Below are 24,157 nucleotides of genomic sequence, written 5' to 3'. Positions count from 1 at the left end.
ACCAAAGCTTTCCGGAAACGAGTTTTGACCAATGACCAACCGCAGGCGGCTGACATCAGCTGCCGGGTATCTTACAACCCAAAGGAACCCGAACGCAATGAACACCTATGCATTCCTTATCAAAGCTAAAGCAAAATCTGACGCGAAAAATCTGTTCTGCTGGCTATCTGCCAAAACCGACGCACGTGCGGATCGTGAAATACTCAATATCCTGGAAGATGCTGGCATAGAAGTTGGCCGGGGACACAACCACCAGTTACCTGTGCGAACAAACTGGTTTGTCGTTGACGACCTGCCGGAGGAAGGTGCTCTGGATGAAACCTGGTGTGATCGTTATGAGCTTGGCGACGACGGTCTTTCATGGCAGAAAATCGTCAATATAGCAGCACCAGCACCAGCACCAGCACCAGCACCAGCACCAGCACCAGAAAATTTGAATCCGGATGTGGGCGAAACACAACCAGGAACGCTATATGAATCAGCGCAGCCCCCGGTTGCCGGTGATTCTGATATTACTCCTGACGATGACGCAAACACTGAATACCCGGTCTCTCGCTTGCGCCTTCCTCAGCGCATTATCGCGCAGTATCTTAGTGACAAATTCCGCCACCACGTCACCATGTCACAGCGGGTTGAGATTGGTGCGATGGAACTGGACAGCGACAATAGTCATGTTCAGAACCTGCTCCTTGCAACACGAAACATCCCCGGCATTGAGAATCTGACAACACACGAACTATGGAAGTTAACCAGCGCCATCAAGTCAGTATTCCCGGAAGAAAAACGCCATGAACTTGCTGTTATGGTTCAGTTCGTTCAGGCATGGTCTGACACCCATCATATTGATCGTGGGCTGCTTGTGAAAGAGTGGGCTGCCGGCAAGCGCATATCCGCTATTCAGCGAACAGACAGTGGCACTAACGCAGGCGGCGGGAACTCTACCGACCGTAATGCCAGCTATGTCCATAGGCTGGATACCCTCGACGCTGAGATTGCAGCCGCCACCCTGCCGATGGATTTCGATATCTACAATATCCCGTTATCTATCCACCGCCGCGCCAAAGACATTGTCGCGGGCAAAGAAAGCCCATTCAAAGAATGGTCGGCAGTGCTGCGCAACACTCCAGGGGTGTTGGACTATTCCCGCGCGGCTATTTTTGCTGTTGTACGTTCCGCTCCTGAAAATATCACCCACTCACCGGAAAAGCTTCGCTTATTCATCAATACGTATCTCACGGAGAGCGACCACGAAAAACCAACGGAAGAAATGCTTACGGCGGCGCGCCATATAGACAGCGTTGCTGTCGTCGCCGACGTGATTCAGGGAACCGAACCGATTGAAAGCCTCGATAAACTTTCTACTGAATTCTCTGTGGTTGGAAAACAAGTGGCAGAGAAAATCATCACGCAGCAGGAATCCACATCACCAGTGGCAAACCTGGGTAACGGTATTTTTTCAGTTGAATCACTCGTCAGAGAAACTCAGCCAGCGGAGAAACCAGCAGATGTGCAGATGGAAAAAACTGTCAGTGATGAAACCCCGGTTGGTGCTGAAATTCAGGAAAGCCAAACAGCAAATGTGCCAAATGAAAGCGATGTTGCAGATGGTAAACCCACAACTCCGTTAAATATGGATGCCGTTCATCAAAATGCTGAGTTTTTTTTCACCCATCTGATGGTAGATATAGAAGCGATGGGATCAGGCTCTAATTCCCCAATCGTGGCGATTGCCGCCATATTCTTCGATCCAGCCACCAGCAGAATGGGAGCCGAGTTTTTTCAGGCCGTCAGTCTGGCTTCCTCCATGTCGTTCGGCGCGCAGCCGGATGCCGACACTATTATCTGGTGGCTTAAGCAATCTTCCGAAGCCCGATCTGCGATTACTACTGATGACGCGTCAGGGTTGCTTGAGTCGCTCGAATTGCTGGCAGACTTTATCGCAGAGAACTCAGCAAATGGCAGCGATACAGTCCAGATATGGGGCAATGGCGCCACATACGATAACGTGATTTTGCGCCGGGCATTTGCGTTGACCGATACCCCCTTTCCCACACCGTTCCGGAATGATCGGGACGTCAGGACAATTGTTGAACTTGGAAAGGCTGTCGGTATAAACCCTCGCTACACCATCCCCTTCGAAGGGGAGCAGCACAACGCTCTAGCCGATGCCCGCCACCAGGTTAAATACGTTTCCGCCATCTGGCAGCGCCTGACAGCAAACTGATTTTCGAAAATCACTATTAAACCAACCGGCCAGTTAATATTTTCTGGCCGGTCATTAAGAGAGATGACCGATGCATGAACTTACGCTGTCGCCTGAGGAAATTGCAGAAATCACTGGCTACTCGCGCTATACGCATCAACAACGTCAGTTACGCTGCCACGGCATTCCATTCACCACTGATGGGCGTAACCGTCCGATCGTTTTGCGCCGGAACTTAGCTCCTGGTCTTACTGAATTACCGAAGGTTGATGAATATGTTGCAACAGAACCTGACTACGACGCAATCAATGGGCCGACCACGAAAAGATCCAAAAGACAGGCACCTGCCTCCACGGGTAACAAAAAACAAATATAGCTATGTATGGAAGCCAAAAGGGACAACGCTGAGTATAACTTTGGGGAAGATCCGAGAAACGAGCATGTCCAGGCTGTGGGAAAATTACGAGAAAGCTAAAGCCGAGCGCCACGACGTAATGACATTCGAAAGGCTCTGGAGTTTATTTATTTCCAGCCCATCATTTTGCGAACTGGCTCCACGCACGCAGCTGGACTACCGGCAGTACCATAAAAATCTGATCCCTGTTTTCGGAAAAATGAGAGCCGATGACATCAAAATAGAAATGGTCCGTATTTATATGGATCGTCGCGGCCAGCGCAGTATAAATCAGGCCAATCAGGAACTGGGAGGAATGTCTCGTGTTTTTGGGTGGGGATTCGAGCGGGGTTATGTGAAAGGAAACCCATGCAAAGGGGTGAGAAAATTTACCCTTAAAGCGCGTGAGGTTTACATTACCGATGAAGAATATCAGACAATTTATGATGAAGCGGTAACGGCAATGAAGGCTGCTATGGAAATTGCTTACCTGTGCGCCGCGCGTTCTTCTGACGTTCGCGCTCTTACCCTGGGTCAGTTGTCAGACGAGGGCATTTATATTCAGCAAGGAAAGACAGGGACAAAACAGATTAAAGCCTGGACGGAACGCCTGCGTAATGCCGTCGATCTGGCAAGAACGCTGGGAGGGGAAAAATATCTCATTTGTAGTTCCAAAAAAGAGATGTATTCCAAAAGTGGTTTTTCAGATCTCTGGGAAGATGCCCGCGCGCGTGCAGGTGAAAAGCTCGGGCGAAAACTGATCTGCACATTCCATGATCTGAAAGCAAAAGGGATTTCAGATTATGAAGGTTCCAGCCGGGAAAAACAGATATTCTCCGGCCACAAAACGGAGAGTCAGGTCGTCGTTTATGATCGCAAAGTTAAAGTATCACCTACACTGGACTTGCCGACGCTCAATCATTCAGAGGAGAATGGCAGATGAAATATACCAACCGAATATACCAACATCATACCAAGTGTGACACGGGTCGTTGAATGGTTTTGCTGTAAGTGCTTGAATAATGGCGGAGAGAGGGGGATTTGAACCCCCGGTAGAGTTGCCCCTACTCCGGTTTTCGAGACCGGTCCGTTCAGCCGCTCCGGCATCTCTCCGTTCAGATGGTTGCCATGATGCCAGGTAATTTGGCATTTTAACAGACCCTGTCCCGTTAATTTGGTTCAAGTGGCGAGTTTGCGAGCAAAACGATGATTAAGTGGCCCTGGAAAACAAAAGACTCCGCTGATGAGGCGACGTTCCCGTGGGAAGAAGCACTAAACGCCCCGGTATTAGCAAATTTATCGCCTGATGAGCAGGTTAAACTTGTTCAGCTTGCGGATCGCTTTTTACAACAAAAGCGGCTGGTTCCATTACAAGGATTCGATTTAGACGCCTTAAAGAGCGCGCGTATTAGTCTGCTCTTTTGTCTGCCCGTGCTGGAGTTGGGCCTCGAATGGCTGGATGGTTTTCACGAAGTGTTGATTTACCCGGCTCCGTTCGTGGTGGATGATGAGTGGGAAGATGATATTGGCCTCGTGCATAACCAGCGCATGGTGCAATCCGGTCAGAGCTGGCAACAGGGGCCGATTATCCTTAACTGGCTCGACATTCAGGATTCGTTTGATGCTTCCGGCTTCAATCTGATTATCCACGAAGTTGCGCATAAGCTGGATACGCGTAATGGCGACAGAGCCAGCGGCATCCCGCTGATCCCACTGCGTGAAGTGGCTGGCTGGGAGCATGATTTGCGCGCCGCCATGGATAATATTCAGGATGAAATCGATCTGGTGGGAGAAAGCGCAGCCAGCATTGATGCCTATGCAGCAACCGATCCCGCAGAGTGTTTCGCCGTGCTGTCGGAGTATTTCTTCAGCGCTCCCGAACTCTTCGCCCCGCGTTTCCCGGCATTGTGGCAGCGCTTCTGCCACTTCTACCAGCAGGATCCGCTCAACCGCCTGCGCGGCCAGACCGGCGGTTACCACGAAGGGATAAACCAGGTACATTAAAACAGCACGTTGTGCTTTAATTAGCCAATTGAATCAGCGGGTTAAATTTAGTATTGACACACCAGTACGGGGCCAGTACTATGCGCCCCGTTCACACGATTCCTCTGTAGTTCAGTCGGTAGAACGGCGGACTGTTAATCCGTATGTCACTGGTTCGAGTCCAGTCAGAGGAGCCAATTTCCTGCTTTCATGCATCCTTGCGAATCTTTATCTGATGTTGATTCAACAGGTTAGCGTGAAACCCCTTTCCCGATGTCTTTTCTGTTTTTCCTCCGCATCGGGAAATGTTAGTGGTCTGCTTCAGCTCAACTATAGAGTGACCAGCAACACTGCGTAACGGCACCAGAATCCACAGTCTTAAACCTTCCCGTAACCTTATAAAGTCTCTGATTCACACGGTCTGCACCTGTATGCCAATCCAGGCGGCTCACATCTTTGACATCTCAAATATCATATTCTTGTCCGCTGGTTTCATTGAGGGACTGAGTCACATTATCAGGGTTCAGCCGATCAGCGATTGAAAACTGAATGCACTAATCTGCGGGGCTCCTGGACTCAATAAGCAGCACTTCCCCTATATCAATTCATTTCCTTCGCCCGTGAACTACCGCTGCTAATAGATACGCAGGCAATCCTTAAGCCCTAATCATTTGAATAAAATCATAACGCGTAATCTTTTCCTTATAACGAGGAAAAATGGCAGTAATTATGCAAAAACAATAAGTAAATTCACTATATTTTCACAAAACCGCCCCACTCTCCCCATAAGAAGGTTGACAAGTGCAGATGAATTAGTATGATCATACTAAGCCATCCGTCAATAAGCTTTCCGTTGAAGATTTTATAAAATAAAATGGCTAAGACCAGGAAAAGAAAAGATTAACACACCTTTCACCCTCAAAATGATTAATAATAACAATGAAAAAATCAAAAGCTAAAAATTGTTTATTAATATGCTTCTCAATTCTCTTTTTTAGCATGTTAATAATGTTATCTTCGTTCTATTTTTCACGTCTGACCGAGTATGTGTTATTCAATTACTTGTTTAGATACAGTATTGTTGGTGTAGTTATAGGATTGGCTATCATACACATTACATGTATATTGCTCACAGGTTATCTTATTTACCTTTTATTTAGAAAGTAAAAAATTCAGGCAGTCGCATTTTAAATAAAATTTATTTTTAAGTAATAGTCACAAAAAAGAAGTAAAAAGTCCTGTTGTTCCTGCGTAAAAATGTTGTTATATCTAATATCCCCAGAGCCCATATTCGAACGATGATACGTATCTAACATAGAAGTACCTCTGATTTCCTTTCCCCTAATACAACCAGTAGTCGTCTTAGTTAAAAAATATTTTTCACCTGAGGTGAAGAATTGAGATTGTTCTCTGATTTCATCTGTCACCTCAAGCTGAATAGATAAAAGTTAAATGACGGCAATTGGCCGTCATTTCTTGATTCAGGTGCTATGCTTTCCAGCCGCCACCGAGAACTTTATAAAGAGTAACCTGCTGTGTTATTTCACTTAAACGAGTCGAAATTTCAGTTTTCCTTGCCTGAAATAAAGATCGTTCAGCAACAAGCACATTGAGATACCCATCCACACCTTCCTGATATCGGCTATTCGCAAGAGTGTAGTAACGTTGATTTGCCGCGGTGTCTTGTACCCGAGCAGCCAGTTCATGTTTATAGGTCGCCTGACCCGCCAGAGCATCCGAAACCTCCTTAAATGCCTGCTGTATAGCTTTTTCATAATTTGCTATTTCAATTCTTTTGGAAATTTCCGCAACGTCAAGATTGGCTTTGTTTTTTCCCCCATCAAATATTGGTACGCTTATGCTGGGAACGAATGACCAGGCAGCCGTGCCCCCTTCAAGCAAATGTCCAAGACTATCTGAAGCCGATCCTCCGGAAGCAGTAAGGCTGATGGTAGGAAAGAAAGCGGCTCTGGCCGCGCCAATATTCGCATTAGCTGCCTTAAGGGTATGTTCGGCAGCAATAATATCCGGCCTGTTTGTCAGGACTTCTGATGATATTCCGTCAGGCAACGCCGGGAAATTCCATGCTTTAAGTAAAGTCGCATTTTCTACAATATTGGCCGGTATGTTCGTACCCAGTAATAGCTGTAAAGCATTTGTATCCTGTTTAACCTGACGGGTGTATTGGTAAACTTCAGCCTCAGCGCTTCTTAATGACGTTTCCGCCTGAACAACATCCTGTTCGTTTGCGATGTCCATCGCATACCGTTGTTTAGTCAGATCATACGTTTTACGCTGACTTTTAGCGGTATCTGTCGCCACATTAAGTAAATCCTTATCCGCGCAAAGGGTCAAATAGCCCGATACGACCTCTGATACAAGACTAATTTGTGTGGCGTGAGCAGTAGCCTCAGTCGAAAGATAATTTTCAAGCGCCTGTGCTTTCAAACTTCTAAGCCTGCCAAAGAAGTCAATTTCCCAGGATGTTACACCAAGATTCGCTTCATATTGCTGGTATGACACAGGCCCGGAAGTCTGGGTAGAATAGAGATTGCCAGGCAGATGAGCCGAAGTCTGGCTACCATTAGCCTCGATGGTTGGTAATAAAGCGGCTCTTTCAATCCTGTACTGTGCTCTGGCTGACTCTATATTTAAAGCAGCAACTCTGAGATCTCTATTATTTTTAAGGGATAATCCTATCAGGAGTTTTAACGTGTCATCATCGAAAAACTTTTGCCATGCAAGATCTGAAGTTTTATTCCTGTACGCATTACTCTCCCATTTCCCGGAAACAGGTACCGATGGGCGTTCATACTTCGGCTGTAAGTTGCAGGCCGTCAGAGTTAAGAGTACCGGTATAACAATAAATAGATGTTTCTTCATAACCTATCCTTCTGAGGATAATCATATTGCAATGTCTGAATTCTAAGCCCGGTGACTATCTTAGAAGTGCACCTGACTGTTTGAAACGGTCGCTTTATACACGCATTACATAAATCTGCCTGAAACAGATTTATGTAATACATCAGCACATGGCACTAAATAGCTACAAGTTATAAAACTTGAATGTAATGAATGTTTCTTCGACCCAGGAAGAAAATAACGCTCTATATCATTACCCTTTCTTCTTGTGATATCTAATCTGGGCAAATGATAACGGTTCACGTCCATGATAAATTGCTGAAACCCGGCTTTTGTACCCGAATAATTAAATTGTGCATAATGACCTTCAGGTATTATTATTTTTTGTACTTTACTCTTCATAGAATATAAATTCTGATAATCTGTTGCTGTAAAGTACTTGATAACAACGCCTGAATTTACTGCGATATTGGGTTCAAAATGGCTGATACCATAGACGTAAGAAGGTAGCTCCTGGTAGTCCCTGAGATACCTGTTAAAAAAATTCATCCGCACATCTATATTGAACTTACAGAGATCTTCAAAAGCACAAGGGAAAGAGTGTTCTATGCCGAGAAAAATTTGTTCTGGTAATGAAATAATGTCCGGTTTGGGTACCGGATGAATTATCCTCTGGTATGGCGGGTAGAGCTGTGAACAATCCCATTCAGTGTTATTTCTGTACCTTGCAGGAGTCTGATGAAAGTAACTTTTGAATGAACGGGTGAAAGCCTGCTGCGTAGTAAAACCATATTTCAAAGAGATATCGAGAATATGTGTTTTAGTTATCTGTAATTCAGCAGCCGCGGCGGATAATTTTCTTAGCCGAATATACCTGCTTAGAGTAACTCCCGTTAACGCATGATAAACCCGCTGTAAATACCATTTCGAATATCCTGACTTAGCCGCCACAATATCCAGGGATAATTTTGATGCGAGTTGAGATTCTATCCATTCTGTAAGATCATAAATAAAATCATTTTTCATTACACACCGCCTTATTCCCAATAGCCATATCAAAAGCAAAATCCAGCGCTGATTGAGAGTAACGATAAAGCAAAGTATCGTTTGGCATCATAACTATCGACCTGAGCGCTCCCATAAAAACATAGAAAATCATCGAGCTGAGTATTGTTGTCGAAATATCAGCATGAATCCTTCCATTTTTTTGGGCTTCGGATAAAACAGAATCTATCATGACGAATAATTTATCCATCTTATTCCCCACCAGAATATCATGGTCATTTACTTCGTCAGGATATTCACAGCGGAAGACAGTCATCTCGATAACATTTTGAAGATGTTTGTTTCTCTTAACGTATTCAATTTCCCTTAATAAACAGTGGCGTAACGCTATAACAGATTCGGCACGCATTACAAGATCTTCAACTTCCGTAAAAAGTAAGAGAGGTGTGCGCTCAATAACCTGTTTAAAAAGATCGTTCTTTTCCCTGAAATGCCAATAAATAGCGCCTCGCGTACAGCCCGCTTTTATTGCTATCATCTGTAACGTTGTGCGATAAATACCTGAATCCCGAAAGCATTGCTCAGCCGCATCCAGAATATGCTCGCGGGTTTCTTCAGCATCTTGCTTGGTTCGTCTGGCCATTTTCAAGCCTCCAGAATAAATTAAAATTTATCGTATCTACATTACTGCTCAGATTGAGGATTTTAGTATTGGTATCCCTGATGGATACCAATACCCCACATACGGCTATTTTTCTTCAGCTATGGTTAATGCTTCTTTTTTGTTTTTGTTCCTGGTAAAAAAACCAGCGACAAGAACATAAAACAGCGGGATATAAAAAATAGCTAATACGGTCGCGGTAAGCATCCCACCAACAACGCCAGTACCAATGGCATGCTTGCTTCCGGAACTTGCTCCTGAAGCAATAGCGAGAGGAATAACACCAACAATAAATGCCAGTGATGTCATAATAATGGGTCGTAAACGGACTCTGGCTGCCTCAATGGCTGCCTGCGAAAATGACATTCCACTTTTTTCATGAAGATCGCGCGCAAATTCAACAATTAATATCGCATTCTTTGCAGAGAGACCAATCGTCGTTAATAAGCCAACCTGGAAGAAAACATCGTTCCCCAATCCACGTAAAAGCGTCGCACTGACAGCGCCAATAACACCCAGCGGTATGACTAACATTACTGAGAAAGGAATACTCCAGCTTTCATAAAGCCCTGCCAGACAGAGGAAGACGATTATTAGCGACAGAGCATAAAGCGCCGGCGCTTGCGAACCTGAAAGACGCTCTTCAAATGAAAGACCTGTCCAGGCAACATTTAAACCTGGTGGCAATTTTGCCGCGATCTCCTCTACCGCCTTCATGGCATCCCCGGAGCTATAACCCGGAGCAGGTTCGCCAAGAAGTTCAACTGCCGGTAAACCGTTATAACGCTCCAGTTTCGGGGAACCATAAGTCCATTTCCCACTGGCGAACGATGAGAATGAGACCATCTCTCCGTCACTATTACGTACGTACCATTTATCGAAATCCTCCGGAGAAATACGTGAACTGGCTTCCCCCTGGATATAAACCTTTTTAACACGCCCACGATCATTGAAGTCATTAACATACGTTGACCCCCAGGCGGCGGACATCGTGTTATTTACATCAGAGAGACTGAGTTTCAGAGCCTGCACTTTCTCGTCATCAATCAGAATTTGATATTGTGGCTCATCATTCATACCGTTGGGTCGAACCATTTGCAGTGCGGGGTTTCGGGCAGCCATCCCAAGAAACATATTCCGTGCCTGCATGAGTTTTTCATGGCCGCCGCCAGTTGTATCCTGAATAAACAGGTTAAAACCAGTGGCATTCCCCAATTCCATCACCGCCGGTGGAGCGAAAGAAATAACCGTTCCCTCTTTTATTGTGCTGAAATATCCCATTGACCTGGCAGCCAGTTCAAATACCGAACCTTTCCTTTCATTCCATGGTTTAAGTCCCACAAACACCATAGCGGAACTCTGACCACGCCCTGCAAAGTTAAATCCATTGACCAGCATTGTCGTGGCAACCATGTCTTTTTCCTGGGTCAGAAAATACGCCGATATTTTGGTTAATACTTTCTGGGTCTGCTCCGCACTACTGTTTGGTGGCAGTTGTACTTGCACAAAGAGATTTCCCTGATCTTCATCAGGCAGGAATGACGTTGGTATCCGTGGGAATAGCGCAATAAGTAAAGCGATGATTGCCAGAAAGAAAAGCATCGCTCGTTTTCTGGCCCTCAAAGTACGTTCGACGCCATTGCGATAAAGCGAAGTGCCGCGTTCAAATTTACGGTTAAACCAGCCGAAAAATCCCTTTTTAGCCTGTGCGTCATGATGCGTTTGTTTCAGGATCGTTGCGCATAATGCCGGAGTAAAAATTAGCGCAACGAGCACCGACAACGCCATTGCAGAAACAATAGTGATAGAGAACTGGCGATAAATTACACCTGTTGAACCGCCGAAAAACGCCATCGGAAGAAATACAGCGGAAAGAACCAGACCAATACCAACCAGAGCGCCCGAAATCTGCTCCATCGATTTTCGGGTCGCTTCAAGCGGCGGAAGCTTTTCTTCTTCCATCAGTCGCTCGACGTTCTCCACAACAACAATGGCATCGTCGACGAGAAGCCCGATAGCCAGTACCAGGCCAAACATGGTTAATATATTAATTGTAAAGCCAAATGCGGCCATAATGCCGAATGTGCCCAGCAAAACGACCGGAATAGCGAGTGTAGGAATAAGTGTTGCTCTCCAGTTTTGCAAAAAAAGCAGCATCACGACAAAAACGAGGACTATCGCTTCAATAAGGGTATGCACCACTCCTTCTATTGAGGCACTTATGACAGGAGACGTATCGTAAGGATAAATAATCTCCACGCCTTCCGGTAAACCAGGCTTAAGCTCGTCCAGCTTTGCTTTGACAGCTTTAATGGTGTCCAGCGCATTAGCACCGGTTGCCAGGCGTAACGCAATAGCTGTACTCGGAAGATCTTTGCCATATTTTGATTGTATTGAGAAACTCTCGGATCCCAGTTTTACTTTGGCCACATCCTTAAGTAACACGCGGGATCCATCGGGCTGAACCTTCAGGAGTATATTTTCAAATTGTTCAGGCGTTGTGAATCTGGTCTTGCCAATGACAGTTGCACTCAGTTCAATATTTTCATTGGTTGGTAAACCGCCTAACTGGCCCGCAGATACCTGTACGTTTTGCGCCTGAATAGCAGAGCTGACATCCAACGGGGTAAGTTTATATCCATTCAGCTTATTCGGATCCATCCAGATACGCATCGCATACTGGGATCCCAGCATAGTGAAATCACCCACACCGGTAATACGAGTTAAAGGATCCTGTATGTGAGAAACCAGATAATCACCGAGGTCAAAGCTGCTCATACGACCATCAGTGGAAACAAGTCCGGCAAGAATTAAAAAGTTAATCTGATATTTAGCAACCCGGATCCCCTGATTCTGAACTTCATCCGGTATTAAAGGCGTTGCCAGCGATAGCTTATTTTGTACCTGAACCTGAGCAATATCCGGATCTGTCCCTTGATTAAAGGTGACGGTAATTGTGAATGAGCCATCCGAATTACTCTCAGACTTTAGATAGCGCAAATTATCAAGGCCATTCAGTTGCTGTTCGATAACCTGCACCACAGTATCCTGAACGGTATCTGCCGATGCTCCAGGATAAGATCCAGTCACAGCAATCGCAGGAGCAGCAATATTAGGATACTGGTTGATGGGTAACTTGATTATAGAAAGCACGCCAGCCAGCATAATAATGATGGCTACAACCCATGCAAGTACGGGGCGGTCAATAAAAAAACGTGACATTACGGCTCCTTACTCAGGCTGATTAGCGACTTCAGGCGAAGGGGGAGTAGCCTGGGCAATCCTGACTTCACTGCCGGGCTGGGCTTTTTGTGTCCCATCCACAACGACCCGATCGCCACTTTGCAATCCGTCCCGTATTAGCCACTGATTGCCTACAACGCGATCGGTTACCACCGCTTTGCGGATCACTTTGCTATCTTTGCCAACGACAAGCGCCGAGGCCTGTCCAGTCGGATCACGGGTGATTGCTCTTTGTGGAACAAGCAGGGCATTCTCGTTCACCCCTTCCTGTAATTTGGCGCGGACGAACATACCTGGCAGCAACCGTCCATCGGGATTAGGAAACTCGGCGCGTATAATTACAGAGTCCGTACTTTCATCTACTGTTACTTCTGAAAGTTTTATTCGGCCCGGATGCGAATATTCAGTGCCATTGTCGAGGATCAGTTTGACTTCAGCCTGTTGGTCGCCATTTCGTTTCAGGCGGCCTGCCGCAAATTCATCCTGCAATTTAAGAAGAGCCGTTGAAGATTGCGGAATATCGACATAGATAGGATCAAGCTGCTGGATGGTTGCAAGATCAGTGGTCTGATTAGCGGTCAGCAACGCTCCCTGAGTAACGGAAGATCGCCCGATGCGTCCCGATATTGGCGCGGTGATCGTTGTATAGCCTAAATCAATGCGAGCAGAGTCAACATCAGCCTGCGCCTGTAGCCAGGTTGAACGTGCATCATCCCGATCCTGCTGGCTTACCGCTCCTGTTTTTACTAGTCGTTCATACCGGTGGGCTAAAAGTTTCGATGATTCCAGGCTCGCTTCCGCTTTAGCAAGTGTCGCCCGATAAGGAGCAGGATCAATCTGATACAATGCCTGTCCGGCTTTCACGAGGGCACCTTCATCGAATAATCTTTTTTGAAGTATGCCGCCAACCTGAGGACGCACTTCAGCAGTCCTGAAAGACGAGGTTCGGCCAGGGAGTTCCGTCGTCAACGTCACATTTGCTGCGTTTACCGTCACAACTCCCACTTCAGGAATCGAATTTTGAACTGGCCGCTGTGGCTGATCACATCCGAGAAGTGTAAGTGACAAGAGAACTGACAGCGCCGGATATGCAGGACGAAAAAGCACAGACATCATGAGCGATCTCTCTGTAGTTTGAATATTCATTCTAGTATATTCATACTAAAATATGACTTGCAAGAGATATTAAAGAGGCTAATAAATGAGCAACGTACAGGACGAAGAAATTGGCGTGAAAAGCAAAGACAGGAGAAAGCAAGTACTCGATGCGGCGGCCAAATGTTTCCGTGACCTGGGGTTTCATGGATGCAGTATTGCTAAAATTTCGAAAGAGGCCGGCATGAGCCCCGGGCACATTTATTATCATTTTGCTAACAAAGAAGCCATCGTGGAAGCCCTGGTCGCGCAGCAGGAAAGCACTATTTTTGAACTGATCAATGATATTGCGACATCTCCAGCCGATGAGAAATTAGCCGTGACACTTAAAAGGCAAACGGCACGTATGGTTGAGCTTCATACCTCTCCAGAGTTTATTAGTTTATGGCTTGAAATTGCTGCCGAAGCGGTGCGAAACCCTAACGTTTCGCAAGTACTCCAGGTGTCGCATAACGCCATTAGCAACAGGTTCAATGCGCAATTACTTAAAAGAACTAAAAAAAATGATGAGAATGAAATTAAGCAACTGCACGCAAAGATGGATATCATTGCATCCATCTTTGCGGGATTATCGCAGCGCACTGCATTACAATCTATTGATGCGGAAGGAGATAAAGAAATGCTTATTGAAATGATAAATAACGTTATCGATCTTTTTTTTAAAGAATATTAGCCCTTACTCATCCATCCAGCGATATTGAATAAAATACCCTGCCCTCGCTCCAGAGGGCAAAGCGTAACTCCTTAATACTATTCAAGAATACCCCAACCAAACCATAAAAAAACCCCGCCATTAAAAAATAACAATGGCGGGATGATCAGTGAGAGAATGAAGAATTTGCTCGCCATCAGCATAACGCAGTTGCGAATTATGCTGATGAATATTTTGTGCTCTCGCAATGCGAGTAATAAGTTATGAGTCAGGGAACACCATTTCAGAGAATTAAAGCGCTAACGAATGGCCGCTAAATATATTTCTCTCAGCCGCTATAAGCGGCGATTTTCTGACACTCCCTGGCCTGACGGAAATAGCCGTTAATCGTTCGGGCGAGTTGTTCAGCAAAATTAACGTCCTGTGGGGACAACACACCGCTCCGCGTGATTATGGTAACAGGATTCATTATTCACTCCGCTGGCCAGATGACACGTTACCGGCAAGTGGATTCCAGTAATAATTACGAATAACACTTACAATTCCGGGCATCAAATGCTGGTCTTCCCCGGCGATCATTACCGATCTAAACCGATGTTCGAAAACACGGTCAGCAAAGCTACTGCATCCCACTGGTCAGGCGTTGGCCCTGCCTTTTTTTTCCTTCATCGCCGGATAAACTTCTGCGCCGTCAGCTTCCCTGAGTTAAATTCCCCTTTCCTGCATCCTGCTTTCCAAAAAGGTTTTCACCTGGCGATGGGCGCTGTAGTCTCATTAGCGGCTTTTACTTTGCTGCATGCGATGTGAGTAACCTTTTCCCTATACAAAAAACTAGAAAAATTTGGAAACTTGAGGAACGGACAGGACAATTATGGATTCCACGCTCATTACAACCCGCCCCGATGAGGAAGCCCCTTCTCTCAACCGTGCCCGTCGTGCTGCCTGGGGTAGCTTTGCCGGTGCGGTCGTCGACTGGTATGACTTTTTACTCTATGGCATTACTGCGGCGCTGGTGTTTAACAAAGAGTTTTTCCCCCAGATCGATCCGGCAATGGGCACGCTTGCCGCCTTCGCGACCTTCGGCGTCGGCTTTTTATTCCGCCCGCTGGGTGGCATCATTTTCGGCCATTTTGGCGATCGTCTGGGCCGTAAACGCATGCTGATGATGACCGTCTGGATGATGGGCATCGCCACGGCGTGCATTGGTATTTTGCCTTCGTTCGCCACCATTGGCTGGTGGGCACCCGCGTTACTGGTTACCCTGCGCGCACTCCAGGGCTTTGCTGTTGGCGGCGAATGGGGCGGCGCGGCGTTGCTCGCCGTTGAGAGTGCACCCGCAGGCAAAAAAGCGTTTTACAGCAGTGGCGTGCAGGTGGGATATGGCGTTGGTTTACTGCTCTCCACCGGGCTGGTGTCGCTGATCAGCAGCATGACCAGCAATGCACAATTCCTCAGTTGGGGCTGGCGTCTGCCTTTCCTGTTCAGCATTGTGCTGGTGCTCGGCGCATTGTGGGTGCGTAACGGCATGGAGGAGTCCAGAGAATTTGAACAGGCTCAGGCTCAATCCGCAAAACAGCAGAAAAAACGGCTGCCGGTATTTGAAGCGCTGGTTCGTCATCCGGGCGCGTTTTTGAAGATTATCGCCCTGCGCCTGTGCGAGCTGCTGACCATGTATATCGTGACCGCTTTCGCACTGAACTACTCCACGCAAAACCTCGGTCTGCCGCGCGAGCTGTTTTTAAATATCGGTCTGCTGGTCGGCGGAATCAGTTGTCTGACAATCCCACTGTTCGCGTTGCTGGCGGATCGTTACGGGCGTCGCCGCATCTATATTACCGGCGCGTTACTCGGCGCACTGAGCGCGTTCCCGTTCTTTATGGCGCTGGAAGCACGTTCGATTTTCGGCGTAGTGTTCTTTTCACTGATGCTGGCGAATATCGCCCACGATATGGTGGTTTGCGTACAGCAGCCAATGTTCACTGAAATGTTCGGTGCAGGATACCGCTACAGCGGCGCGGGAGTGGGCTATCAGGTTGCAAGCGTGGTGGGCGGCGGCTTTACGCCATTTATCGCGGCCGCGCTGGTAACATTCTCCGGCGGCGAGTGGCATTCGGTGGCGATATACCTGACGGCAGGTTGCCTGCTTTCGGCGCTAACCGCGATGTTAATGAAAGCATCATTGTCGGAGCATCAGCCCTAAAGTCCTCCATCTTTCACCAGAATAATGCCAGCCCCTACTGGCATTATTCTCCCTGATGTAATCAGGGGGCTGGATCATCATTAAATATATTCAACTCCCGTACAAGATCGTCAATCAGTTTAGTTAAAGGTTGCAACCGGATTGCCGGATTACGAAAACTGAATTGCCCTAGCAGTAATTGCTTAATTTGTTCCATAGATAGAGTAATTCCGTAAGTAGTGTGCAATACGGATATCCATTCAGGGGAATAAATTCGTTTAAGCTGAGCCAAGTAATCCACAACAGCCGTCATGTTTTCATAACGATCGTCAAGTGCAAACCTCTTATTGAGTTCGGTTAAATGGTCGCCTTTCCCCGGAAGCGCACGCTGCTTAATTTTTATATTTTCTGTTTGATAATTTACCAAAGCTTCATATTTATCCTTATCCGATAGAAAGAACTGAAAAACTGAGTTCAAATTATCACTGGCCGGATTAAAATGATGTAATTTGGCTTTACTCTTCTTTCTATTGCAAACGCCACACACCGGCATAAAATTATATATATTCAGTGCATAATAACTATGTGTAGACTTATCCAGATAATGATCGAGTTCACCGTAAAACTGCTTTCCCACATCCAGAAATGCTTTATCACAATAAGGACATACCGCAGTATTTAAGGACATGGCAAAACGTGGGGCAGATACCGACTTGCGAAACCGAGTGTAATTATCCTCCATCCATTTATCAAAACTATTCCTTTGCCCAGCAGTAAGATTACGTAATGCGTTTGCGAAAAGAACGCTTTGTGCGTTTAATCTGTTCCTTTGCCAGGGGGTGCTGATAAATGCAGCTTTAACGAGGGCAGATACTGGCTTATTCAAAACAAGACGTAACTTATCAATTTTTGTGAGTGCCGCTACGCTAGTGTTCAACGAAGAGATTTCAGTATTAAACTGATTATAATCGCTCGCTCTTCCGCCAAAAAAAATAGAAATAATAGCTGCACGTAAATCTCTGTCACTACCTGGAGAAATGTTAAATTTGTTGAAATAATGTACTCTTACACACCATTCAAAAAAAGCGGTATCATTCCTCATTGAGTTTCCCCTTCAGCACTTCGCGCTGCTCTTCCGTTAATTGAGCAACAAACTGCTCAATATCACGATTTGCGATCCGGTTGGCATCTCCGAGCCTTCGTTGTAGGGCCCGAACTAACAAAGGTTCCCCCGCCTCAGCAATTAAAAAACGTAGCGTTTTTTCATCAATCCCATCGTCTTTTAGCGCCGATCGTATTTTATTGCTGGCAAATTCCCCAGCCGATCGCTCAACAAAAAATCGGTGTTTATACAGATCATAAATATTACTGCCAAAGGTTTTTCCTAAGACGGAAGAGGAAGGATCAACCGGGATTACGCTAGCAGAAGGCAAATCGGAAACTACAATTGGATTATGACTGGAGATAATTAACTGAAAACGGCATTTCGAGGAATCGGAGAGTAGATTAAGTATCGTATTAATCAAGCGTGTTTGTAGATCCGGATGTAAATCTGAATCTGGTTCGTCCAACAATAATTGTACGTGGTTATCTTTGGTTTTCGCCTCATTAGCTTTTCGCTGTAACGTGGCATAAAGATCAATAAGTTTCCATTCACCCGTACTAAACGGCGGATCAATAGTGAAACGACTTTCACTGGCATTCTCTTTTATTCTAGACATCGCAGATAAGATGCGACTTAGAAAAAAATGATTATCTTCCTCTTGAGGGAATTGGTAGTAGACCGTTCCATAGTTATTGATGTTTTTTCGTTGTATTTCTACTAAAGAAGATACAAATCCCTCTGGAGTAACTGAGAAAAAATATTCACATAAAGGCCTAAACTCGTTAAAAAGTTGCATCGCACTACTTTCTGAATGAACATTTCCAATAGCCTCCAACATCCCTTTGTAATTAGGGATCATGTGGTTAATATCTGGATATTCTTTATTCATCATTCGCCAGAAAAATGCGTTTTTCTCATACGACCGTATAATTGCCCACAATACCCGTAGCGAAACAAGGATCGCCACGTATCTTCTATTTTTTCTTAATTCATTATTGGAGGGTAACGCCAGTTCAATGTCACCAAACTTTTGATACCATGATTTTTGCACACGCCACGTATACACGCGTGCTGTTATCCAGTCTTTCAGGTCAAGATGCTTCATAGCATGCCAGCAATAAAAAACCTCCTCCGGCCCTGCATGGCTTTTATTGCGCCGCCGGTATGCAATAGATAAATCATGTCGCGAAAGTTTGCTGCCCGAAAAACTCAACTGGAGATTATTTGAAGCGTAATACCAAGTATTTACAATTGAAGTTCTGTTTATTGGCACACAATTCAATTGTGTGCTCTCATTATCATTTATGTTTTGGCTTGCCTGCCATAACCCCGTAATAAAGCCACGAAGAACTTTTACCACATACAAGTAAGACGATCTTTTGAATATATAAATATATGCATTTTTGACGGCGTCAAGCCCATCATCCACCTTCAACCCTGGTTCTAGTACCATACCGGACAAATTAAGAATTCCCATTACACCAGACTTCCCACTGCCATTTTTTCCCGTCAGGCACACTATCTCAGTATTTGGCGAAAAAAATTCTTCAGGTACAGCATCATCACGTGGTTCAACGTCAATCACTGCGTCATTTTCATTAAAACGGTAGCGATGTTGCAACGAGAAGTCATAAGTTTGTTCAGTAATGTTACGCCAGCGTTCGATGGTGAGGGAAAGAGCACTCATTTGCGTTTCCTTACGAAAAAGTTCGATATGGGAAGAATCGATTCGATAATTGAGGGAAATTCAGAAATATATTACCCCAAAAAGCAATACTTAGTTAATTTTTGCAAGGAAATACATCGATAATATCAATGGCTATCACCCGATCAAGACGAATTGCATCGAATATTATTTTGGTGAGAGCAGATAACGGAGAAGACGAATGTGTCTCTTTGGAGGCTGGGCAGCCCGATAAGACTGCCCAAAAAAGTAAAATGTTAAATCTGGTAATCAATCACCGCTTCATCCGGCTCCATTACCTGACGTTTAATATCGTCTACGGATAACCCGGCATTACACAGTTCGATAAACCGCCACACGTAATTGCGCTGTAGCTGACCGCGTTTCAGCCCCAGCCACACGGTGTTGGCGTCAAACAGATGCTGCGTATCCAGCCGCACCAGCTTGCCCTCTTCGTTCTCGCCGCTCGATTGTTCTGCCACCAGCCCGACACCCAGCCCCAGTTCAACATAGGTTTTAATCACGTCCGAGTCCTGCGCGCTGAGCACCACATCAGGGATTAACCCCTTGCGGCCAAACGCTTCATCGATACGTGAACGCCCGGTGATCCCCTGCCGGTAGGTAATCAACGGCCAGCGGCTGATATCTTCCAGCGTCAGCGGTGAGCACTGCACCAACGGGTGATCCTGCGGAACCAGTAAGCTGTGATGCCAGCGGAACCACGGGAAAGCCGCCAGCGAACTGTCGTTGCTTAAGCGTTCACTGGCGATACCGATATCCGCTCCGCCGTTATGCAACAGCGACTCGATTTCCTGCGGCGTTCCCTGAATCAACTCCAGGCGGACTTCCGGGAATAGCGCGCGGAACGCTTTGATCACCGACGGCAAGCTGTAACGCGCCTGCGTATGCGTGGTGGCGATAGTTAACACGCCGGAAGTGTCATTGGTGAAGAGATCGGCGAGCCGACGAACGTTGCTCGCCTCATTGAGGATGCGCTCGGCAATCACCAGCAGTGCTTTACCCGGTTCAGTCATTCCCAGCAGCCGTTTGCCACGGCGGATGAAAATCTCAATCCCCAGCTCTTCTTCAAGCTCGCGGATATGACGGCTGACACCTGACTGCGAAGTGTAAAGCATGTTGGCGACTTCGGTCAGGTTGTAATCCCGCCGCGCCGCCTCGCGGATTATTTTTAATTGCTGGAAATTCACCCTTTCCTCCAGGCCAATCAGACATGATGCTATTGTTAAAGTCTGTGGCCTGGCAGAACAAATAATAAAAACCAGCATCTTATTCCATTAAGGAATAATCACTAGCTCACCAACTGCAACTCATGGCTTTCCATGGCCGGGCGGCTGACTAAAGACATTAAAATATCTTTTACCGCCTGTGCTTGTGGTGACAACGAACCGCGAGCTGAAACATTCAGCGACAGCGGCAGGTTCATAGATGGTGTGGTAATACGCGCCATCCAGCCGTTAGTTGCGCTGCACAGCGAACGCGCGGCTGATTCCGGCAATACAGTAACACCCATTCCGCTGGCGATTGCTGCGGTCAGCGTGGCAATGGATTCGATTTCACCAATGATTTTTGCCGTCAGGCGACGCAGAGAGAACGCTTCGTCCACACGCAGACGTACAGCGCTATAGTCACGCGGGAGGAACAGATTCATTTCAGCGACCGCAGTTAAATCCACGCTCTGCCCCGGACAATCACGAGTACCAACCAGATAGAGGTCTTCTTTCAGCAGCGGCAGGCTATTGATTCCCGCCCCCGGTGCGCGCTCATACAGCACCGCCATATCCAGTTGACCACTCAGTAGTTTATCATTCAGCACCGCGCCGCTATTTTCATGCAGATAGACCGCCACTTCAGGCAGCTCGGTACGCACCGCCTGTAATAATGGCATGGTGACTGAAGACGCTGCCGTGCCCGGCGCAAGACCGATAGACACCTGGCCGCGCAAACACTGGCCGACGTTGTTCACCGCCAGTTGAGCCTGTTCGCACTGACGCAAAATCATGCGCGCATGGGTATAGAGAATCTTGCCTGCTTCCGTCGGCGTTACGCCTCGTTTAGTACGGATCAACAACTGCTGATCCAGCTCACCTTCCAGAGTGGCGACTTGCTGACTCAGCGCGGGCTGCGCAATATGCAATACTTCGGCTGCCTGAGTCAGGCTTCCAATATCGACGATTTTTACGAAGTATTTCAGTCGTCTTAAGTTCATTTTGCCTCCTGTAAGGGATACCAATGCCAACGCCGGTTGTTATGATGTCGGAGGAGTTGCAATATGCTTGCCAGTTTTAGTTAAGGAATTAATTAACGCTTAACAGGCTGGATAATAAGAGTTTCTAATTACAACGCAGGGTATTATCACTGAAACAACAGTTTGAGATCTGCCCCATTAGGGGTATTTTGCACCATTATAGTGCAAATGCTGGCTTATTGAGCTGGCGCACGCGCAGGTTGCCGAAATTGTCAGCAAACGATCGCGCTCAGGCGATCCACCCTTTGACAAGCCCGGGCGTGACCGATAATATGCGCCCCGTTCACACGATTCCTCTGTAGTTCAGTCGGTAGAACGGCGGACTGTTAATCCGTATGTCACTGGTTCGAGTCCAGTCAGAGGAGCCATCTTTCAGTTCTCATGCATCTTCGCGAATCGCTATCTTAAATGCAGATTCAAAAAGCCAGCGTGAAAACTCTCCCCGATGCATTTTGATTTTACCCTCTGCATCGGAAAAATTTGGTGGTCTGTTCTGGGTCATTTCAGTTCGATTATGGAGTGACCGCCAAATGCCCCCTTAACGACACGAAAATCCGCACCCTCAAACCCTCTCGTAAACCTTGTAAAGCCTCTGATTGGTCTGTATCTGCGTGTCCAGCCAGACAGTTCACGTCTTTCCGTATCAACGGTAAAGCATCCCGTCCTGGCTTAGGTGCTTACCCTGTTGTGTCGCTGGCTGATGCCCGACAGCAACGCATTTTCAGCCACGGAATAACTACGTTCAATTATCTGGCGAACAGCCTCTTCCTTAATTCAGGAGTAAAACGCGGTGTGCCCATAGACTTCTTCAGTGCTCAAACTACAGGGCAGATTGGTCTACGGGCTCGGGGCGCTCCAGTCTTGTCCATTTCTCAAATGCCAAAATTTTTGGTTATTAAGTAGCGAAACGTTTACTCACGTCGGGCGCAGAGAGGTGTTAACGTCGCACCATATTGATTTGCTGCGTCACGAATGCGCTGCGGAAATACTCGCGCAGCGCCGCCATCGCCGGGGTGAAGTGGGCGTCATGACGCCATGCCAGGCCGACGCTCATCGGGTGCACATGGTTCACCAGCGAACGGGTCTCAATGCGCCGCCCTTCCAGCGACCACGGGCGATAAACCAGGTCCGATAAGATAGCAATCCCCGAACCATTCGCCACCATGCTGCGCACCGCCTCGACCGAACTGGTGCGCAGGATAACGCTCGGGCTGGCTCCGGCTTCTTCCCAGTAGCGCATGGCACTGTCTGCAGCTTCATCCACCGTGAGCATAATGAAAGGTTCCCCGGCCACATCCTCCAGCGTCACGTGCGATTTTTCACATAACGGATGCCGTGATGGCAACCACAAGCGGCGCGTAGAATTAAACAGGGTTTCGGCATAAATCGACTGATGGCGTAAATTGCCAGTCAGCACCAGTGCCATATCCAGCGTCTGGTCAACCAATCCTTGTTCAATATCCTGTCGCTCATACTCAAACAACTGGATATCAATGTGCGGGTAATCCTGCGCCAGCCGTTGCAGATGGAACGGCAGAAAATAGCCTATCACCGTGTAACTTGCCGCCAGGCGTAGCGTGCCTCGCACACCCGTGTCATTAACCGGCATACTACGCACGGCATTATCCACGGTCTGTAACACGGTATAGGCATGGTTAAGAAAATGGTTCCCGTAGTCGGTCAGCATCATGCCGTGCACCGAGCGGGTAAACAGCTTTTTGCCCAATAGCTGCTCCAGTTCCTGAATCGCCCCGGTGACCGCCGACTGCGAAATATTGAGATGCACGGCCGCCAGCGAGATCTGCCCCATTTCGGCGGTGGCAACAAAATAACGAACCTGGCGTAATGTCAGCATCTCTGTCTCTCTTTTTATTTAAGGTTTGCCGATGAGCGTTCTGTTTTTCTGATATCAGACTATCTAAAAATAATACTTTTCGGATACAAATAAATCTTCATATAGTGAATTAACACCCCCAAGCGTAAATAAGAAATTATTATGATGAAAACGGTCGATATCAACTCCGATATAGGAGAAAGTTTTGGCTCATGGATAATTGGCGATAATGTTGATAATGAGCTTATGACGATAATAAGCTCCGCCAATATTGCCACCGGGTTTCACGCTGGCGATCCAAATATTATGCGAAAAACCGTCGAGTCGGCCAGAAAAAATGGTGTGGCCATTGGCGCACATCCGGGATTTAATGATTTACAAGGATTTGGTCGCCGCCATTTATCTATTCCGATGGACGAACTGGTTAACGACATTATTTACCAACTGGGTGCATTGCGGGAATTCGCACGTTTATACTCCTTGCCATTGCAGCATATTAAACCGCACGGCGCGTTATATATGCACCTGGCGCGGGATGAAACGGCAGCGCAATGTTTTGTTGCCACCCTGCATCAACTCGACGCCAGCCTCTATCTTTACTGCATGGCGGGTTCCGCCGTCTGGCAGGCAGCACAGCGGCTGGAGCATCCGGTCGTCACCGAGTTTTACGCCGACAGAGAGTATGACGATCAAGGGCTTATTGTCTTCACCCGCACTACCGGGCGTCTTAATGTGCAGGCGATCACCGAGAAAGTGTTAATGGCCTGTCTGGAGGGGAAAGTCAAAACCGTTACCGGCAATACCATCCCGATTCGTTTCGATTCTATTTGTATCCACAGTGATACGCCCGGCGCACTGGAAATTATCAGCTCGGTAAAAATGGCGCTCATTAATGCAGGTATAAACGTCTGCTCACCGGGTATGGTTTAAT

At 46.9% G+C, this 24,157-nt stretch carries 18 protein-coding genes, 3 tRNA genes and 2 pseudogenes; 12 read left to right on the top strand and 11 right to left on the bottom strand.

The genetic code is table 11. The features are described from left to right. The first annotated feature begins 97 nt into the window (after positions 1-97). The 3 genes from Y71_RS09865 to Y71_RS09855 all read left to right on the top strand — a co-directional run bounded on the left by Y71_RS09865 (position 98) and on the right by Y71_RS09855 (position 3,540). Positions 98-2,224, top strand: coding sequence for a 3'-5' exonuclease (locus Y71_RS09865; RefSeq protein ID WP_007371406.1), 2,127 nt, complete (start codon positions 98-100; stop codon positions 2,222-2,224). A gap of 70 nt (positions 2,225-2,294) precedes the next feature. Beyond that, the gene (locus Y71_RS09860) at positions 2,295-2,579 is read left to right on the top strand and encodes a DUF4224 domain-containing protein (protein WP_007371405.1); all 285 of its coding nucleotides are present in this window, start codon (positions 2,295-2,297) and stop codon (positions 2,577-2,579) included. Next, positions 2,512-3,540: a tyrosine-type recombinase/integrase gene (locus Y71_RS09855; protein WP_071531992.1), complete on the top strand. Its 1,029-nt coding sequence runs from the start codon at positions 2,512-2,514 to the stop codon at positions 3,538-3,540. The genes Y71_RS09860 and Y71_RS09855 overlap by 68 nt, the downstream gene beginning before the upstream one ends. Positions 3,541-3,620: 80 nt before the next feature. On the opposite strand, the gene Y71_RS09850 is transcribed toward Y71_RS09855, so the two are convergent. Continuing rightward, positions 3,621-3,710: transfer RNA gene (locus Y71_RS09850), tRNA-Ser, on the bottom strand. Positions 3,711-3,803: 93 nt separating this feature from the next. On the opposite strand from Y71_RS09850, the gene mtfA reads away from it, so the two are divergent. The 3 genes and pseudogenes from mtfA to Y71_RS30665 all read left to right on the top strand — a co-directional run. Continuing rightward, positions 3,804-4,601, top strand: coding sequence for a DgsA anti-repressor MtfA (gene mtfA, locus Y71_RS09845; protein ID WP_007371403.1), 798 nt, complete (start codon positions 3,804-3,806; stop codon positions 4,599-4,601). Between the two features lie 100 nt (positions 4,602-4,701). Then, positions 4,702-4,777: transfer RNA gene (locus Y71_RS09840), tRNA-Asn, on the top strand. Between the two features lie 153 nt (positions 4,778-4,930). Further along, a pseudogene (locus tag Y71_RS30665) lies at positions 4,931-5,037 on the top strand (Arm DNA-binding domain-containing protein); the annotation flags it as partial. A gap of 1,031 nt (positions 5,038-6,068) precedes the next feature. Here the strand turns inward: Y71_RS30665 and Y71_RS09835 are convergent. The 5 genes from Y71_RS09835 to Y71_RS09815 form a co-directional block, all read right to left on the bottom strand. Beyond that, positions 6,069-7,463 carry an efflux transporter outer membrane subunit gene (locus Y71_RS09835; protein ID WP_007371401.1) on the bottom strand — a complete coding sequence of 465 codons (1,395 nt, stop codon included), beginning with the start codon at positions 7,461-7,463 and terminating at the stop codon, positions 6,069-6,071. Positions 7,464-7,568: 105 nt separating this feature from the next. Beyond that, on the bottom strand, positions 7,569-8,468 hold the full coding sequence (locus Y71_RS09830; protein ID WP_051644087.1) for a helix-turn-helix domain-containing protein: 900 nt from the start codon (positions 8,466-8,468) through the stop codon (positions 7,569-7,571). Then, on the bottom strand, positions 8,458-9,090 hold the full coding sequence (locus Y71_RS09825; protein WP_007371399.1) for a TetR family transcriptional regulator: 633 nt from the start codon (positions 9,088-9,090) through the stop codon (positions 8,458-8,460). The genes Y71_RS09830 and Y71_RS09825 overlap by 11 nt, the downstream gene beginning before the upstream one ends. A 105-nt stretch (positions 9,091-9,195) precedes the next feature. After that, complete coding sequence (locus Y71_RS09820) at positions 9,196-12,330, bottom strand: efflux RND transporter permease subunit (protein WP_007371398.1); 3,135 nt, start codon at positions 12,328-12,330, stop codon at positions 9,196-9,198. A gap of 9 nt (positions 12,331-12,339) precedes the next feature. After that, entirely contained in the window at positions 12,340-13,497 is a 1,158-nt protein-coding gene (locus Y71_RS09815) for an efflux RND transporter periplasmic adaptor subunit (RefSeq protein WP_007371397.1), read from the bottom strand. A 55-nt stretch (positions 13,498-13,552) separates the two neighbouring features. Here Y71_RS09815 and Y71_RS09810 point away from each other — a divergent pair, with 55 nt between their 5' ends. The 4 genes and pseudogenes from Y71_RS09810 (at position 13,553) to shiA (ending at position 16,358) form a co-directional block, all read left to right on the top strand. Beyond that, the gene (locus Y71_RS09810; protein WP_007371396.1) at positions 13,553-14,179 is read left to right on the top strand and encodes a TetR/AcrR family transcriptional regulator; all 627 of its coding nucleotides are present in this window, start codon (positions 13,553-13,555) and stop codon (positions 14,177-14,179) included. Between the two features lie 285 nt (positions 14,180-14,464). Beyond that, positions 14,465-14,612 (top strand): annotated as a pseudogene (locus Y71_RS29965) (P-type DNA transfer ATPase VirB11); the annotation flags it as partial. Positions 14,613-14,713: 101 nt separating this feature from the next. After that, positions 14,714-14,965: a hypothetical protein gene (locus Y71_RS29960; RefSeq protein ID WP_007371394.1), complete on the top strand. Its 252-nt coding sequence runs from the start codon at positions 14,714-14,716 to the stop codon at positions 14,963-14,965. Between the two features lie 64 nt (positions 14,966-15,029). Beyond that, complete coding sequence (gene shiA, locus Y71_RS09805; RefSeq protein WP_007371393.1) at positions 15,030-16,358, top strand: shikimate transporter; 1,329 nt, start codon at positions 15,030-15,032, stop codon at positions 16,356-16,358. Positions 16,359-16,419: 61 nt separating this feature from the next. Here the strand turns inward: shiA and Y71_RS09800 are convergent, their stop codons facing one another. The 4 genes from Y71_RS09800 to nac all read right to left on the bottom strand — a co-directional run bounded on the left by Y71_RS09800 (position 16,420) and on the right by nac (position 21,353). Continuing rightward, positions 16,420-17,439 (bottom strand): hypothetical protein, encoded by a 1,020-nt coding sequence (locus Y71_RS09800; RefSeq protein WP_081120733.1) that lies wholly within the window; start codon positions 17,437-17,439, stop codon positions 16,420-16,422. Further along, positions 17,429-19,129: an AAA family ATPase gene (locus Y71_RS09795; protein ID WP_007371391.1), complete on the bottom strand. Its 1,701-nt coding sequence runs from the start codon at positions 19,127-19,129 to the stop codon at positions 17,429-17,431. The genes Y71_RS09800 and Y71_RS09795 overlap by 11 nt, the downstream gene beginning before the upstream one ends. A gap of 254 nt (positions 19,130-19,383) precedes the next feature. Further along, the gene (gene cbl / locus Y71_RS09790) at positions 19,384-20,334 is read right to left on the bottom strand and encodes an HTH-type transcriptional regulator Cbl (RefSeq protein ID WP_007371390.1); all 951 of its coding nucleotides are present in this window, start codon (positions 20,332-20,334) and stop codon (positions 19,384-19,386) included. A 101-nt stretch (positions 20,335-20,435) separates the two neighbouring features. Next, positions 20,436-21,353, bottom strand: coding sequence for a nitrogen assimilation transcriptional regulator NAC (gene nac, locus Y71_RS09785; RefSeq protein WP_007371389.1), 918 nt, complete (start codon positions 21,351-21,353; stop codon positions 20,436-20,438). Between the two features lie 331 nt (positions 21,354-21,684). On the opposite strand from nac, the gene Y71_RS09780 reads away from it, so the two are divergent. Continuing rightward, positions 21,685-21,760 (top strand) — tRNA-Asn (locus Y71_RS09780). A 569-nt stretch (positions 21,761-22,329) separates the two neighbouring features. Here the strand turns inward: Y71_RS09780 and Y71_RS09775 are convergent. Beyond that, positions 22,330-23,247: a LysR family transcriptional regulator gene (locus Y71_RS09775; protein ID WP_007371388.1), complete on the bottom strand. Its 918-nt coding sequence runs from the start codon at positions 23,245-23,247 to the stop codon at positions 22,330-22,332. 141 nt (positions 23,248-23,388) lie between these two features. Between Y71_RS09775 and Y71_RS09770 the strand changes: the two genes are divergently transcribed. After that, positions 23,389-24,156 (top strand): 5-oxoprolinase subunit PxpA, encoded by a 768-nt coding sequence (locus Y71_RS09770; protein WP_199887163.1) that lies wholly within the window; start codon positions 23,389-23,391, stop codon positions 24,154-24,156. The last annotated feature ends 1 nt before the right edge of the window (position 24,157 follow it).

It is taken from the genome of Kosakonia radicincitans DSM 16656 (assembly GCF_000280495.2).
GTDB lineage: Bacteria > Pseudomonadota > Gammaproteobacteria > Enterobacterales > Enterobacteriaceae > Kosakonia > Kosakonia radicincitans.
The sequence above is the reverse complement of the archived record's forward strand: the minus strand, read 5'-3'. Positions and strand labels throughout refer to the sequence as shown.